The 16543-nt window shown below is 33.3% G+C and carries 13 protein-coding genes; 10 read left to right on the plus strand and 3 right to left on the minus strand.

Translation table 11 applies throughout. The features are described from left to right. The first annotated feature begins 20 nt into the window (after positions 1-20). Together NZ853_01440 and NZ853_01445 are read left to right on the plus strand one after the other, a co-directional pair. A complete protein-coding gene (locus NZ853_01440; GenBank protein MCS7204341.1) occupies positions 21-641 on the plus strand; it encodes a site-specific DNA-methyltransferase in 621 nt (206 codons plus the stop codon). A 2-nt stretch (positions 642-643) separates the two neighbouring features. Next, positions 644-3547, plus strand: a complete 2904-nt coding sequence (locus NZ853_01445) for a DEAD/DEAH box helicase family protein (GenBank protein MCS7204342.1) — start codon at positions 644-646, stop codon at positions 3545-3547. Between the two features lie 86 nt (positions 3548-3633). On the opposite strand, the gene NZ853_01450 is transcribed toward NZ853_01445, so the two are convergent. Together NZ853_01450 and NZ853_01455 are read right to left on the minus strand one after the other, a co-directional pair. Further along, positions 3634-4548, minus strand: coding sequence for a glycosyltransferase family 2 protein (locus NZ853_01450; protein ID MCS7204343.1), 915 nt, complete (start codon positions 4546-4548; stop codon positions 3634-3636). Positions 4549-4566: 18 nt separating this feature from the next. After that, entirely contained in the window at positions 4567-5871 is a 1305-nt protein-coding gene (locus NZ853_01455; GenBank protein ID MCS7204344.1) for a 3-hydroxyacyl-CoA dehydrogenase family protein, read from the minus strand. Between the two features lie 104 nt (positions 5872-5975). Between NZ853_01455 and NZ853_01460 the strand changes: the two genes are divergently transcribed. Then, positions 5976-6590: an alpha-ketoglutarate-dependent dioxygenase AlkB gene (locus tag NZ853_01460; GenBank protein ID MCS7204345.1), complete on the plus strand. Its 615-nt coding sequence runs from the start codon at positions 5976-5978 to the stop codon at positions 6588-6590. A gap of 95 nt (positions 6591-6685) precedes the next feature. Next, positions 6686-8815 carry a methyl-accepting chemotaxis protein gene (locus NZ853_01465; GenBank protein ID MCS7204346.1) on the plus strand — a complete coding sequence of 710 codons (2130 nt, stop codon included), beginning with the start codon at positions 6686-6688 and terminating at the stop codon, positions 8813-8815. A gap of 1 nt (position 8816) precedes the next feature. Here the strand turns inward: NZ853_01465 and lepA are convergent, their stop codons facing one another. Then, positions 8817-10628, minus strand: coding sequence for a translation elongation factor 4 (lepA, locus tag NZ853_01470; GenBank protein ID MCS7204347.1), 1812 nt, complete (start codon positions 10626-10628; stop codon positions 8817-8819). A 146-nt stretch (positions 10629-10774) separates the two neighbouring features. Here lepA and raiA point away from each other — a divergent pair, with 146 nt between their 5' ends. Genes raiA through NZ853_01500 form a run of 6 tightly spaced genes read left to right on the plus strand, consistent with a single transcriptional unit; the run spans position 10775 to position 16541 of the window. Next, positions 10775-11062, plus strand: a complete 288-nt coding sequence (raiA, locus tag NZ853_01475; GenBank protein ID MCS7204348.1) for a ribosome-associated translation inhibitor RaiA — start codon at positions 10775-10777, stop codon at positions 11060-11062. 1 nt (position 11063) lies between these two features. Then, positions 11064-12014 carry an HPr(Ser) kinase/phosphatase gene (hprK, locus tag NZ853_01480; GenBank protein ID MCS7204349.1) on the plus strand — a complete coding sequence of 317 codons (951 nt, stop codon included), beginning with the start codon at positions 11064-11066 and terminating at the stop codon, positions 12012-12014. Positions 12015-12020: 6 nt separating this feature from the next. Continuing rightward, positions 12021-12275, plus strand: a complete 255-nt coding sequence (locus NZ853_01485) for an HPr family phosphocarrier protein (GenBank protein ID MCS7204350.1) — start codon at positions 12021-12023, stop codon at positions 12273-12275. Between the two features lie 2 nt (positions 12276-12277). Beyond that, positions 12278-14155 carry an ATP-binding protein gene (locus tag NZ853_01490; protein MCS7204351.1) on the plus strand — a complete coding sequence of 626 codons (1878 nt, stop codon included), beginning with the start codon at positions 12278-12280 and terminating at the stop codon, positions 14153-14155. Next, the gene (locus NZ853_01495) at positions 14152-15495 is read left to right on the plus strand and encodes a sigma-54 dependent transcriptional regulator (GenBank protein MCS7204352.1); all 1344 of its coding nucleotides are present in this window, start codon (positions 14152-14154) and stop codon (positions 15493-15495) included. The genes NZ853_01490 and NZ853_01495 overlap by 4 nt, the downstream gene beginning before the upstream one ends. Continuing rightward, entirely contained in the window at positions 15492-16541 is a 1050-nt protein-coding gene (locus NZ853_01500) for a hypothetical protein (protein ID MCS7204353.1), read from the plus strand. The genes NZ853_01495 and NZ853_01500 overlap by 4 nt, the downstream gene beginning before the upstream one ends. Positions 16542-16543 lie beyond the last annotated feature (2 nt).

Raw genomic sequence — 16543 nt, forward strand, 5'->3', positions numbered from 1 at the left:
CTCAATCCGATTTTTGGGGTATCAAATTCCCTACCCAAAACTCCGAGGACCTTCTCAAGCGTGTTATCGAATCCACATCCAACGAAGGCGATTTAGTTATGGATTTCTTCCTCGGTTCTGGTACGACTGTAGCTGTCGCTCATAAGTTAAAAAGAAAATGGGTAGGTGTGGAAATGGGAGAGCATTTTTATAGTGTGATCCTGCCAAGAATGAAGAAAGTGTTAGCCTACGATAAAACTGGTATATCAAAAGAAAAAGATGTCAAAGAAAAATATAACAAAGACAATGCTGGTGGATTTTTTAAGTACTATGAGCTTGAGCAATACGAAAACACCTTAGAAAAAGTAGTCTATAAAGATGCGGATCTCTTTCGAAATCCTTATCAAGATCCTTTTAATCAATATGTCTTCATGAAGGATGAAAAACTCTTAAAGTCAGTAGAGCTGGATTATGAAAATGACAAAGTAAAGATAGACTTTAGTAGACTTTACGAAAACGTTGATCTACCAGAGACTTTATCCAATCTACTTGGAAAGTGGATTAAAAAGATCACTCCTGAGATTGTAGAATTTGAAGATGGAGAAAAGATAAATCTGAACAATCTTGATTACAGGGTTGTAAAACCACTTATCTGGTGGTAAATATGAGGATCTTCCTGCAGAACATGCTACAACAAGTGGATTGGAATAGCTTGCCACTGGAATGGAGTTCTTTTGACCTTGAGTTTTTTTCGTCAGGAAAAAGACTATGGGATTACCAGCAATCAGCTCTAAAGAATACCATCAAACTCTTATGGAAGTATTACGATGATTTTGGAGGTGATAAGTCAAAACTTTTTCAGTGGTATAGAATCAATGGACTTCAAGAAAACTTTGATATAAAGTTAAGCAAAAAAAACGGGAAGCTAAGTTCGCTACTTGAGGAACATTTCGAAATAAAAAATGGGAGGATTCCCTATTCCAACTACATAAACCGCATGGGTTTTTGGATGGCTACTGGCTCAGGAAAGACTCTGGTAATCATAAAACTTATCTACATACTAAAAAAACTTATAAAGTTAGAATTAATTCCAGATGGGGATATTTTGTTTCTCACGCCAAGAGATGATCTAATCAACCAATTCAAAAAAATCTTAGATGAGTTTAATTACTCAGAGAGAGAAAAGATTGAGCTTAGAGATTTAAGGGAGTATCCTGAAGTTAAAAGAATACCAGGACTTTATGGAAAACCAATTTTCTATTACAGAGCTGACAACATAAGCGACGAGCAAAAGGAAAAGATTGTTGACTATAAAAATTATTACAACTACGGAAAATGGTACGTCATTCTGGATGAAGCTCACAAAGGAGATAAAGAAGACTCTAAAAGGCAACACATATATACTATTCTATCTAAGAATGGATTTCTTTTTAACTTCTCTGCAACTTTTACGGACCCACAAGACATAATAACTACAGGCTTTGAGTTTAATCTTTCAAACTTTATAGAAAGAGGATATGGAAAGCATATATGCCTTTTGGAAGAAGAAGTTAAAGCTTTCAGAGATGAAGAAGATTTTAGTGATGAGGCAAAGCAAAAAGTGGTTTTAAAATCTCTCCTTTTACTTACTTACATAAAGAAGTTTTATGAGATGGCAAAAAAAGAGGACCTTAAACTATATCATAACCCTTTGCTTCTTGTGCTTGTAAATTCCGTTAATGAAGAAGATGCAGACCTTAAGCTTTTTTTAAAAGAAATCGAGAAAATAGGAAAAAGACAGATAAAAAGAAAACTCTTCAAAAAGGCAAAGAAAGAACTCTTCATTGAGTTAAAAAAGTCTCCAAAGTTCATGTATGAAGACGAAAACTTTTCACTGAATAAAAACCTCTTAAAAAGCATTAAATATAAAGACGTGCTAAAGTATGTGTTTAACTCAGAAACGCCTGGAGAAATGGAAATATCATACAGACCTTCGAGCAAAAAAGAAGTGTTGTTTAAGTTAAAATCTGCGGATAGACACTTTGCTCTAAGCAAAACCGGAAACTTACCCACATGGCTTAAGAATGAACTGGACAGATTTAACGTTAACCACCAATTCGAAGAAGAAAGTCATTTTGAGAGGATAAATAACGAAGACTCTCCTGTTAACATCCTCATAGGATCAAGAGCTTTTTACGAAGGCTGGGACTCCAATAGACCCAACATAATCATGTTTATAAACATAGGAATAGGAGAAAAAGCCAAGAAATTTGTTCTTCAATCCGTGGGAAGGGGAGTAAGGATTGAACCAATTCCAAACAAAAGAAAAAGACTCCTGGCACTCTATAATGATAAAGAGTTAGAAGAAGACCTCTTTAACAGTCTAAAAGATAAAATCCAGCCGATAGAAACCCTCTTCATCATAGGCACAAATAAAAAGGCATTAGATACAGTTATTAAAGAACTAAAACGGGAAGAAACAACTACTGAGATTAAACTTTTCAAAAATCCAGCTACAGAGAAACATACGTTGCTTATACCTACATATAAGACTGCAAATTACAGCTTATGGCAAGAGAACAGAGGAGCAAAGTTCGAAATTACTCAGCAACAGTTAGAGCTCCTAAAATATTATGTAGATTACTTTGAAGATGATAAAGTCTTACTCTTCACTTACGAAGTAGAACCGAAAATCTTAAAAATCCTAAGAAAAACTCTAAACGAACCACGTAAATACTACAATGAGGGAGAAAGAGAATTTAAAAATGTAGAGCTACTTACAAGACAAGTGCTAAGCTATTTGAAGGTCGTTCCTGAGGAATTAGATAAGTTCAAGGAATTAGAAGATGAGATAAAGCATTTTGAACACATAAAGATTTATTTTAAAGATGCAAAAGAACTAGTAAAGAAAATAAATATAATGAAGGATTATCCACAGAAAAACAAAGAATTGGATGATTTATTCAAAATTGCTAAAAATCGCTCAGAATATGATAAAAAACACAAAGAACTTGAAGAATATAAGATTTTTGAGCATAAAGGTATAAAACTAATTATAAAGCACATTGCTCAGCACTACTACGTGCCACTTTTAATGTCAGAAGAAGAAAAAATAGATTACCTAAGCCATATAATTAAAACAAAGAGTGAAGCGGGTTTCATAAAGAAGCTTGAAGAATATTTGCAAGAACCAAACAACAAATTTTCAAATTTCGATTGGTGGTTTTTTAGCAAATTAGATGAGACTCTGGATGAAGTATATATTCCATACTACGATCCAGAAATCAACCGACTCAGCAAATTCAAACCTGACTTTATATTCTGGCTCAAGAAAAATGATAAGTATTACATAGTATTTATTGATCCAAAAAGCATAAAGTTTACTTCTTACGAACATAAAGTAAACGGATATAAAAGGCTATTTGAAGAAAATGATAAACCAAAGGATTTTATGTTTAATACCTTTAAAGTCAATGTTTTTCTTTTTTTGAACACTGATGATGTAAATAAGTTATCGGATAATAGCTACAAGAAATACTGGCTTGATAATATCGAAACGTTCTTAGAAGTGATTACAGAAAGCAATTAAAGATTATCTTAGGTTTGATGATTTGGTTTTTTATCATATTTTTTACATGGTTGATTGTGATGGTTATCCACGTTCAGAAATTCTTTCTACCCAACAAACATTGGCATTAACCTCGAGATTTTTTCTTGGATTTTCGTGTAAATCTTGTTTGTTTTCTCTGAAAATTCATATTTTTGTCTTTGGGTTTGGACGATTCGATAGCGATATTGGATTTGTTTTAGGAGCTCTTCTTTTTCCCACGGGTCGAGTTTTTCGAAGTAGTGTTCATAAACTTTTAGTAGAGAATAAAGACGAAAAACATCAATGTTTTTGGTTTGACTGGTCTGCGCCCACCCACCCGAACGCTTTAATGTGGGGGAACGACGATGGATGTTTGGGATTATCGCAATTGGATAATGCACTAAATACCTTATCCAGAAGTCATAGTCTTCTGCTGCGATGAGTTCTTCATCAAAATATCCAATCTCCTCGAAGACACTCTTGTGAATCATGATGGAACTCATCGAAATCAAACAATGCCGAAAGGCTTCTACTAAAAATTTTCCAGTTCCCGGTTCTAATCTCTTAGGTGTGGGATTGAACTTTTGGTTTTTATACCATTGTTCTTTTGTATGACATGCCTTCAAAAATGGTCGTTTTGATAAAAATTTCCATTGGTAGTAGAGTTTTTCTTTATGCCATAAGTCATCCGAATCTAAAAATGCCAACCATTCATATTGTGATTGTTCTATGGCAAGATTTCTTGCACCAGCGGGACCTTTGGTCCTCGTATTTCGATAGATGCGAACATAAGAAAAATCAAGAAACTTATATCGATAAATCAGATTCCGATAAGAAAAAAATTCTTCTTCTGGCACGTCCAAAATGATGATAATCTCAGAAGGAAGAAAAGAATTTTTCTGAATAGAATAGATGGCATCAATCAATAACGAGATTCTTTCAATATGATGGTCGATGACGATTGCAGAAACAGGAATTCTTTGTTCAAAAGAAAAAGACATAGGAATAAATTCCTACGTCTAAACTGCACGAAAAAGTTGACGATAGTCTAATTTTCTTTTTAGGGTATAAATTTGATCTCTGGGTATTTCGTGAATGGCATCGGGAACAGGAAGATTGGCTTTTTCGATGAACTTGATGGTTTCTTCAACGCCACCTAATAATTCGATCCATGCTGTTGGTGGAACCCAATTGAAGCCAAATCCCATTGCTCCATCTACACCTTTTATGTCAGTAACCTCAGGAACTAAGCTGAGTGCATAGCTAATGTATCTTGCAATGAAGTATCTAACAAGTTCTGCTTCTGAACCCGAAGAATTTTTGATGTGATTTGCTAAACCTCGATAATCTGACTCTCGAACATAAGCAATGGCTTTGTTTCGAAAACTCAAGTCGATTTGAGGTGGGATTTCATACTCACCTTTGGCAATGTTATAAACTCTTGCTATGGTTTTTCCTTCTTCGGTTTTTTCTCTTTTGTAAAGACCTCTTCCTGCTTTATTACCTAGAGCTCCTTGATTTATCAAGTCTTGCATAAACTCAGGTAATTTAAATGTATTATGGGCATTATCATTAGTATGTTCGTAGATATTGTCTACAATGGCTTTGTGGACATCCAAGCCTACTAAGTCAATGGTTGCCAAAGGACTCATAGCCCTTCCTGTATAACCCGACAGCATTTGATCTACTAGATAAATGCCACCATGATTTTTAAATCTTTCTGCGTAAATAGCAGATTCGTTCATAAATTGGAAACCAATGCGATTACCTGCAAACCCGGGTTTGTCATTACAAATCACAACATGACGTATCAACACTTTCTCTAAGTAATGGCTAAACTCTTTTGTGAAGTTGGGGTCATTTTTGGGGTGAGTAATGAGCTCACACAAGGTTAGTTTATAGGGAGGATTGAAAAAATGAGTTCCATAATAATATTTTTGCCCGTCATCATCAAATACACTTGCTAATTTCTCAATTGATAAGCCTGAGCTAACAGTGGAAACAATCGTGCCGGGTCTTCTTGACTTTGCAATCCTTTCATTGATGGGGAGTTTGGCTTCATAAGTCTCAGCGATCGCTTCGAAAACCCAATCACTTTTTGATACACAATCTTCTAAATCTTCGTAGGTTGCAGCTATCATTTTGTCTCTAATAACATCAGAACGAACCGACTCAACGGCTTTTTCAATACCTTCTTGAGCTTTTTCTAGTGTTCTCGCAATCATATATACGGTTAAGTTTCCAAATGCTGCAAGGATGGCTGCACTTCCAGAACCCATTGTGCCATTAGCACCAATTAGTGTTACGTTTTTGATTTCTTTCACATTGGTCTCCTTGAGTCTCTTTTAATGCAATGTTTTTAAAAATAATCTCCATGTCAAAGAATTTCAATTTACTTTTTCATTATATTGTATAATAAATCTTGAGTATGATTTGCTTTGAGAATGGAAGTTTAATCTATATTCCTGATTTCTTGCCTAGCGAAGAAGCGGATTCTCTTTTTTACTATCTAATTCACAATATTCCTTGGATGGAAAAGAAAATAAAGATTTTCGGTAAGTGGGTGCAGCAACCTCGTTTGGTGTTTTGGTTCGGAGATAAAGTATATAGGTATTCTGGCATATCTTTAGAAACACGAGAGTGGGATGAAAAGATTTTTGAACTCAAAAAGCGCATTGAGTCTTTTTTTTCTTTTGAGTGGAATCATTCTTTATTGAATTTTTATCGTAATGGTAGAGACTCTATGGGATGGCATGCCGATGATGAAAAAGAATTAGGAAAAAATCCTATTATTGCTTCGTATTCTCTCGGAGTTTCTCGAAAAATACTGTTTTGTCGAAAAAAAATGCCAAAAAGAAATGAAAATATCGCAAGCATTATACTTTCCCACAATAGCTTGTTTTTTATGTTAGGAGAAATTCAACATTATTGGTATCACGCAGTTCCGAAAGAAAAGAACATTCAAAAGATAAAATTTAGTCATAAAAATCAAACATGGGAAACCGAAAGTAGAATTAACATCACCTTCAGAAAAATTATTTAGTTTTGCATGAAACGAGATTATGATTACGAAAGAATTTATATTGACGTTCTACTTATTTGTTTCAATATATAAAATCATACAAATATGAGATGAATATGGATGTTTCGATATTTTTGAAAAAGAATTATGATAAAAGAGAGAGCGGATATCTTTTGTCTTCGACGTTGTTTGTTTTTTTTGGTATCTTTTATATACCAGTGGTTGACTTTGTACAAAACCTAAAGTTTTTCTTTAGTGATTTTGAGTTAATTGCTATTTTTTTTATTATTTTTATTGTCAATATTTTTTTTAGTTTTATCATTCGCCATATTCTTTTCAAAAAGTTTGATTTTTTTTTTGAATTATATCGAAAGAATGGAAATTTAACCCCTGATGAAGTGATTTTATTTTCTAATTTTGTAAAAAAAATTTACAGAAGTGAACTCTATCTTTTTATATTAGATTATGTTCGTTTCTTAGTATTGTTAGGTATAATTTTATTGGTGCGTTCTATTCTTCTTCGAGATATTCATTTGTTTCATAATTTCATTATTGTAGAAATGTTAATTTTCAGTGGTTTGCATTTTATTATACAATATACTTTTACAAAAAAGCAACTTGGTGTATTAACTACAAGAGAAAAATTTTTTCATATAAAAGATGTGAAATTACCGAGAATGAGATATCTTTTCTTCTTAGAAATTTTCATTTATTTTCATTTTTTTGTTGGTTTGGTTCTTGGATTCCTCTATACTTTTCATATTTACTATTTATTAAGAGAAAATGAAAATGAAGAACAAAAACTAATCAAGATCATTCAAAATGATAAAAATATTTTATTCACATTATATTTTGATGATATACTTCAGCTTAGAGGAAAATATATTTTTATGAATCAAAATCAAGAAATCCTTTTCTCGAATCTCAAATGGAATTGGGAAGAAATAAAACAATCAACCTTATCAAGTTCTGAGGAATATGATGTATTAAAAATTCATAGTGATTTTTTTGTCATGAGAAAATGGGAATCCAAAGAATTAAAAATTGTAATTCTAACACCTTTGAAAAATATTTTTGACAATATAAATTTCTTTTTTTCTTTTTTCTTGTATTTTCTGGCTTTACCTTTGGCAATTATTTTTTCTGGAACAATTTCTTACTCATTTGGCACTTTTATTTCTCATATCTATCAGCTTAATCAAATCATTAACGAATTGTATCAGGGAAATTTTCCTTTTCCCTACAAAAAAGAAATTCCTTCGAATCCGATTGGGATTTCGATTATACAGATAGAGTCGTATGGAATGTTTTTATTCGAATTTGTTTCTGATCTGAAAATCCTCATTTCGAATTTAGAGGATATATATAATACTAATCTAAATTTAGTGTATGAAACAACAAAATTGACAAAGTCTAGTAATCAAAACTTTAATACGTTAAGATTATCATTAGAAGATGAAAATCTAAAGCAACAAAATTTACTTGTTAGCATAAAAAAAGAAGAAGAAGATGTAGAAGGCTATATCATTTCAGTAAGAGAATTGAATCGTCAAATCGATGTAATGAATTCTACTATTAGTAACTTGGTGAGTTTTTATAATGCAACAAAAAGTGAAGCATATATTGGAAAATCAAGCTTAAAAAAATTAGAAAGCATATTAAGAGAATTGGAAGAAAACTCGAATAAAATTCAAAAGATCATTAAGTTTATTCAGGATATTTCTAAACAAGTAGATATCTTAGCTCTGAATGCCTCTATAGAAGCAGCAAGAGCTGGGGATGCGGGGAAAGGTTTTGCCGTGGTTGCTGATGAGATTTCCAAGTTATCAAGCAAAATTCAAGAGAATGTCAAGACTATAAATCAATACATAAAAGAAAATAAAGACAAAACCGAAGAAGCTAATACCACAGCAAGAGAAACTTTACATATGTTTAATCGAGTGATAGTTGATTTATCAACTATCCAAACCACCATAGATGAAATCATCGATGTAAAAAATAACTTAGAATCACAAAATCAAAAAATCAAATCTATCATTGATAAGCTAAGCGAGTTTCTAAATAAAATGGAAAATATCTTAATGTACAATGCAGATTTTCAAAACAAAGCATTAAGTAACATGACTAATTTTTATCAAGAATACCAAAAAGTTTACGAATTATTTTCAATCCTTCCTGTTTATTTAACAAACATGAGGGAAATTTTAGAAAATGTGAAAAATAAGATATTGTATTTCAAATTTTGAGTTATCGTTTTTCTTCGTTGGTTTTCAATAAAGCTAAGAAAGCCTCTTGTGGGATTTCCACGGATCCAATCATCTTCATTCTTCGTTTCCCTTCTTTTTGTTTTTCTAATAGCTTTTTCTTTCTTGTGATGTCTCCACCGTAGCATTTTGCTAATACATTTTTTCGCAGGGCGGAAATGTTTTCTCTTGCAATCACTTTTGAACCTATGGCTGCTTGGAGGGGTATTTGAAATTGATGGCGTGGTATTAACTCTTTGAGTTTTTCGATGATGGTTCTTGCTCTTTCATAAGCCTTCGAGCGATGGGTGATCATTGCTAAAGCATCGACAGGATCACCGTTCACCAAAATATCTACCTTCACTAAGTCTGATTCTCTATAACCTACAAACTCATAATCCATAGAAGCATATCCTTTTGAGTAGCTCTTTAGTTTATCGTAGAATTCGAAAATTAACTCTGATAGGGGCATTAAGTAGATCATCTGAACTTTACTTTCATCGATATATAAAATGTTTTCTTGGATGCCACGTTTTTCTTGAAATAAATTCATGATATTTCCTATGAACTCTTGTGGAGTTATAACATTCACTTTTGCATAAGGTTCTTCTTTTTTTGTGATTTTCGTTGGGTCTGGCCACTCGGATGGATTTGAAATTTCTACGGTTTTCCCATCTGTGAGGGTTATTCTATATTTTACTGATGGAGCTGTGTGAATCAAGGCTAATCCAAATTCTCTTTCCAAACGCTCTTGGATAATTTCCATGTGTAAAAGTCCCAAATACCCAATCCGAAATCCATTCCCTAAAGCTACTGAATTTTCGGGTTCAAAAATCAATGACGCATCATTGAGCTTTAACTTCAAGAGAGCATCTTTTAGGTCCTCGTAATCTTCGTTATTTATCGGGAACAAACCAGCAAACACCATGGGTTTGATTTCCTTATATCCCGGTAGTGGTTCTTTTGCCGGGTTTTTAGCTAAGGTGATTGTGTCTCCTACCCTTGTGTCTTCCACTGATTTTATTCCAGCGATGATGTAGCCAACTTCACCAGCTTGTAATTCATTTCTTGGTATCATTTTTAATTGCTGGATTCCTAATTCAGAGACCACATAGGTTTTTTGGTTACTCATGAGGAGTATCTCATCTCCTTTTCTAATGCTTCCATCGAAAATTCGCACCTTCATCACAGCTCCGAAGTAGGAATTATAAAAAGAATCATAGATCAAAGCCTTTAATGGTGCATGAAGGTTCCCTTTAGGTGGGGGTATATAAATTCGAATGGCTTCTAAAATTTTCTCGACGTTTTGTCCCGTTTTCGCAGATATGGGGATGGCTCTATTTGGGTCTAACCCTAATGTGGTTTCAATTTGTTCCAAACAACGTTCAATATTTGCCGCTGGTAAGTCAATCTTATTGATTACAGGAATGATTTCTAATTCATTTTCTAAAGCTAAATAAAAATTAGCTAAGGTTTGAGCTTCTATTCCTTGAGTAGCATCAATAACCAAAAGGACTCCCTCACAAGCTGCTAAAGAACGAGAAACCTCATACGTAAAATCCACGTGCCCCGGGGTATCAATTAAATTGTAGATGTAAGTTTTACCATCCAGAGATGTATATTCAAAAGTAGCAGAGTTTAACTTGATGGTGATTCCTCTTTCTCTTTCAATATCCATTGTGTCTAATATTTGATCTTTTTTGTTTCTTTCATCGACGATTTTTGCTAACTCCAATAAACGGTCTGCAAGAGTGGATTTTCCGTGATCAATATGCGCAATGATGCTGAAATTACGAATTAAAGATAAGTCTTTCATATTTTCTAATTTTGTTATCATTTCGTAGAATACTTATAAAAGTCAAGCTAACTATATGTGATATAGTCAAACTCAAAGAAACAATTGACAAGCCTAAAAGTAAAAAAAACATAAAAAATTACAAATCAATAAAATAAGGAGAATTTATGGATATTCAATTCCACTTCACAAATGTAGATTCTTCTGATGCTCTTAAAGATCATACCAAAAGAATCATCGACAAGCTGACAAACTATTTCAACCGATTGGTTTCTGTAACAGTTCGATTCAAAGTTGAAAGAAGTGAACATATCGTAGAAATCACAATAAATGGAGATGGGGGAGTTTTTGTCGCAGAAGGAAAATCCAACAATATGTATACTTCATTAGATGTTGTAGAAAAAAAATTACAAAAACAAATCAAAAAACACAAAGAAAAATTTATAAGCCACTAAAATGGCAAAAGTTTCAATTAAAGAATTACTTGAAATTCAAGAACTTCAGCTTGAGGTTTTGGCAGGTCATGATGGTCTTAATAATCAAATCAGTGTAGTGGATATTAACCGACCTGGACTTGCTCTTGTAGGATTTTATGAAAATTTTGCCTATAATCGCTTACAAGTTATAGGAAAAGGAGAGTATTCCTATATCAATAAATGTAGTCTAAGTGAACAGATTAATATTATCAGAACTTTTTTGAGTTATCCTATTCCAGCTGTATTATTTACCCATAATCATATACCACCTTCATGTGTGATTGATGAAGCCAATCAACGAAATGTTCCCATCTTAAAAACTATTCTTAGTACTCATGAATTTCAGATGAAGTATTTCTCTTTGATGTCGGAACTGCTTGCGGAGGAGGTAATAGTTCATGGTGTGCTTTTGGACGTTTTTGGAGTAGGATTGTTAATTCAAGGTGAAAGCGGCATTGGAAAATCAGAAACTGCTATTGAACTTATTGAGAGAGGACATAGATTAATAGCTGACGATGTAGTGAAAATCAAGGCTGTTTCAGAAAACACACTTTATGGATACACGATCCAAGATATCGAATATCACATGGAACTTCGAGGTATTGGAATCATTAATATCAAAGACATATACGGAATCAGAGCTACAAGAAAAAAAATCCAAATAGATTTAGCAGTTTATCTGGAGGAATGGAAAGATGAAAAAGAATATGACCGCTTAGGATTAGACGAAAACTTTATTGAAATTTTGAAAGTCAAAATTCCTTGTGTATCAATTCCCATCCGCCCTGGAAGAAACATTCCCATCCTGATTGAAACTGCTGCGATGAACTTTCGTTTGAAAACTATGGGTTATAATTTAGCAGAAAATTTCTTGAACAAAATGCAAAATAAAATATTGTCAAAAAAAGATTTAAGTAATAAATTAGAATAGAAATGTATGATTGTGAAAACCTTGAAGGTGAATTTGGAAAGTGGATTGCATGCAAGACCAGCGGCGGAGTTCGTTCGGGTAGCAAGTAAGTTTCGTTCTTCTGTTATTGTTGAATATGAAGGCATAAGTGTAAATGGAAAAAGCATTATGGGGCTCCTGATGTTAGGACTGCATCCGGGAGCTGAGATCAAAGTAATCATCAATGGCGATGATGAAAAAGAAGCTTTTCAAAGTATACAGAAACTATTAAAAAGTGGTTAATTATGTTAACTAAAACAGAGGAAGTAATATTTCAACAAGAAAACAATCCAAAAGAACCAAAGGAAAAAAATTTTCCAGAAGAAATAGAAAAAGATGAGAAGTGGAAACAAGAAGAAGATCGTATTCTCTTACGAGACATTTTCTATGTTTTTATTGTTTTATGGTTGAGTATTTTTATTGCAGAATACTTTTTTTTGGATAAAAACGCAACTCCCTTTGATCGTATTTTCGGTTATATCATGGTGTTTTTGCCTCTTGGGACGTTGAACTTTTTTCTTCATTATCTCTATCGAAACCGAAAAATCCGAATAACAGGAAAACTTCGCTCAAGTTTGCGATATAGATTGATTTTGGCATTTTTGTTAGTTTCGATTATCCCTGCCATGCCTATATTTTTGTTAACATCGGGATACATGGAGTCAATCGTTGCTATTTTCTTCAAGCTTGATCTTAAAGGTGCCATGGACTCAGCTGAAAGGATGTTGGAATTTCATGAAAAAAAGTATGCTGATGAATTCTACCAAGAAATCCAAAAGAATAAGAATAACTTTATTTTCTACATCAAAAACATTAACGACGAAATTCACAAAAAGAAGTTTAAAGAATTGATTAATACACTTTTCAATGAAAACCATGATGCCATATATTTGTATGATCAAGATAATTTGATTAAAATATATGGAGCTAATTTATTTCTACAAAAGGAAATAAATAAATTTCCCGAAAGTTATACGACAATCTTGATAGATCAAAAAAAATATGTTTTAGTTCCTTTGATTATTGATAATTATTTTAAAATCATTTTTTTAAAATCAATCTATCAAAATTTTCCAAAAGAAGAAGCTTTATATAGGAATGTAAGTTTATTGCTTTCTCAGAAGGATCGGCGTTTCGAAGAAGTTATACCTTATAACCTTAGGCTCAGTTTGGCAATACTATACCTTGCAATGATTTTGATTTCAATCATAGTTGCGATCTTTTTAGCAAGGCAGATTTCTTATCCAATTGTGTCTCTTGCAGCTGCGACTCGTCAAGTGACGCAAGGAAACTTAGATACTCGCTTGGAGATAAAGTCGGAAGGTGAAATAGATATATTGATTCAAAGTTTCAATAGCATGACGGAAGAGCTCCAGACCCTTCGAAGCCGTTTGCTGCATAGTTTGAGGGTTGCAGCATGGCAGGAAGTAGCAAGACGATTAGCACATGAAATCAAAAATCCATTAACCCCTATTCAACTCTCTGCAGAACGAATGCTACGAAAAATTGAACAAAAAAACTTCAACGAAATCGAAAAAGTTGTAAGCTCCTGCTCATCCACCATCATTCAACAAGTGAATGTTTTAAAGCACCTACTTGAGGAATTCTCGAACTTTACAAGGTTACCCAAAGCAAAATTAGAACCTCATGATATTGTTTCACTTATAAAAGAATCGACAGATTTATTTCGAAATGTCCCTGGAGTTCAAATTGAAGTTCGTGCCCATCCAAATCTACCCAAATTGTTATTAGACAAGATCGTATTCATTGGAATGATGAATAATCTCATCAAAAATGCAATCGAAGCCATCCAGGAAAAAGAAAAAACCCAAGAACATTCAAACTACAAAGGGATTATCCTTGTATCAGTTACTTTAAACAGAAAATTGGGAAGACCTTACGTAATTCTTCGAATAGAAGATAATGGAATAGGTATTCCTGATGAGATGAAAGACAAGATTTTCGAGCCTTACTTTTCCACTAAAGAAAACTACGGAAGTGGTTTGGGGCTTGCTTTTGTCGAAAGAGCTGTGATGGAACATAATGCACGCATACAAGTTTTGAATTCAAGTTTAGGGGGAGCAGAGTTTAAAATCATATTCCCAGTTCCGGTCCAAATATGAAACATAAAATCTATTTAGTTGATGATGATAAAAATATTCGTTTATCCATAAAAGAAATCTTAGAAGAAGAAGGATATGAAGTTCAAGTCTTTTCGTCGGGGAAGGCGTGTTTAAAACAATTGGAAAAAGAACGTCCTTCGGTTGTGTTTTTAGATGTTTGGCTAAATAAAGAAGATGGGATTGAAGTTCTAAAAGAAATCCGAAAGCTTTATTCTTCACTTCCCGTAATCATGATCTCTGGTCATGCAACGATTGAATTGGCGGTTCAAGCAACGAAGATTGGAGCTGTGGATTTTTTAGAAAAACCCCTTTCGATTGGAGCAATCTTAGAGAAGCTTGATCAAGTCTTACAAGTCAAGACTACGCCTTTAAAAGAAATCAAGCTTGAGCATGATGAAATCATTGGAACCTCAGAGCAAATCCTAAAAGTTAAACAAGCCATAGCTCAAGCTGCAAAAACAAACGCACGCGTGTTCATATATGGAGAAAATGGAACAGGAAAAGAATTAGTCGCAAAAATGATTTATAAGAATTCTGATCGTAAAGATAAACCTTTTGTAGATATCAACTGTGCTGCAATTCCTGAGGAACTCATAGAAAGTGAACTTTTTGGACACGAAAAAGGAGCATTTACTGGAGCTTTTGAAAGACGTATAGGAAAATTTGAACAAGCTAATGGAGGAACGTTATTTTTGGATGAAATCTGTGATATGTCTTTGGCTATGCAAGCAAAAGTGCTTCGCGTGATCGAAGAACAGCAGTTAACACGCATTGGTGGAACAGAAAAGATTTCGATTGATGTTCGAATCATCGCAGCTACAAACATCGATCCATTGCAGGCTATTAAAGAAGGCAAATTCCGGGAAGATCTTTATTATCGTTTAAATGTCATACCAATAGTTTTACCACCCCTTAGAGATAGAGTGTCCGATATTCCTTTATTATTAGACTTTTTCTTGAAAAAAACAATAGAAGCACATAAATTACCGCCCAAAGTATTTACAAACTCCGCTATTGAACTACTTACTCAATATAGCTGGCCTGGGAATGTGAGGGAACTAAAAAACATAGTGGAAAGACTCGCTATTTTATCAGAAGAAAATGAAATCGATATCGATGATGTTCAAAATAGCCTTTTTAATTTCATTCAAGATAAAGATGAGGATTTTCCTGGTTTGGATTTAAAAAGTGCCCGTAGAGAATTCGAAAGAAATTACATCATCAAAGCCCTCAAGCAGTTTGAAAAAAACATTAGCAAAACTGCAAAATTTTTAGGAATGGAAAGAACCCATCTTCATAAAAAAATTAAAAGCTTAAATATCAAAATCGAAGATATATGAAAATAGATATTCATCAAGTGAGGGATAGTTATGCGAAAGTATTAAAAGAATTCTCAAAATACTTAGAAGATATACGATATATTGAGCCTTTTCCTTTTTTAGTGGGGAATCCACCGAGGGTTTATTTACCATTATCAAACAAGAGGGTTGAGCCACAAATGCAGAGAAAGGAAAGAATTGAATCATCTCACAGTGAGGTAAAAATCACTCTCAATGAAAACCAGATTTGTCAGCTCTGTTCAAACAAGGCTTATGCGGTTCGAAAATACTTCAAAAAACCCACTAAAGAAGAATTAAAGATTATGATACTTCACTACAATGGTAGCATAGATAACAATCAAATCCCCAAAGATGTGAGTGAAAAATTCTACTTCTCCTCAAAAGAAGAAGATGAGGTATTCAATCGAATGTTGTCGTCCTTTCATTATACTTTGGAAAATTTTTATTTTCAAGAGTTTGTTGCTTGTCATTTTTCTTTTCAGAGTTCTCATGAAGAATGGAATACCCGAGTTCAGAATTGCCTTCCTTTTTTAGAAAAAAACGTAAAAGATCATCAGATTCAAAAGCTGATGATTGTAGGGAGTGCCGCCATCCTTCTATTTGGAAATGAAGCAAAAGAAATTGTTAAAAAACCTCATTTACTTCCTTTTCACATACATGATTTGGAGTTAAAGGCAATTATATTAAGAAGTCCTCAAGCAATCCTGAAATTAGAGCAAAAAAGAAAGGAGCTACAATCACTTTTGCAGAAATATCCAAAAGAATGGGAAGTGTATAACAAAACCAAAGAAATCGATCAAGCGTTAAAAGAAATCGTTGAAAGCTTACAAAGAAAAGAACAAACAAAAAGAGTCGAGATTGCAAACGTCAAGCTTACACCAGCATCTCAAATCAAAAATGAAAAAACAATCGAAAATGAAATCAAAAAACAACTCGGAGAAAGCAAGCTTTTATTATATAAAACCTTTAAAGCCAAAAAAGAAGAAATCGAGGTCAAACAACAAATCGTGAAATCCCTTGAGGTTTTTTTCCAATCTCAATCGTAAAA

The sequence above is a fragment of the Leptospiraceae bacterium genome (genome assembly GCA_025059995.1).
Classification (GTDB): domain Bacteria; phylum Spirochaetota; class Leptospiria; order Leptospirales; family Leptonemataceae; genus SKYB61.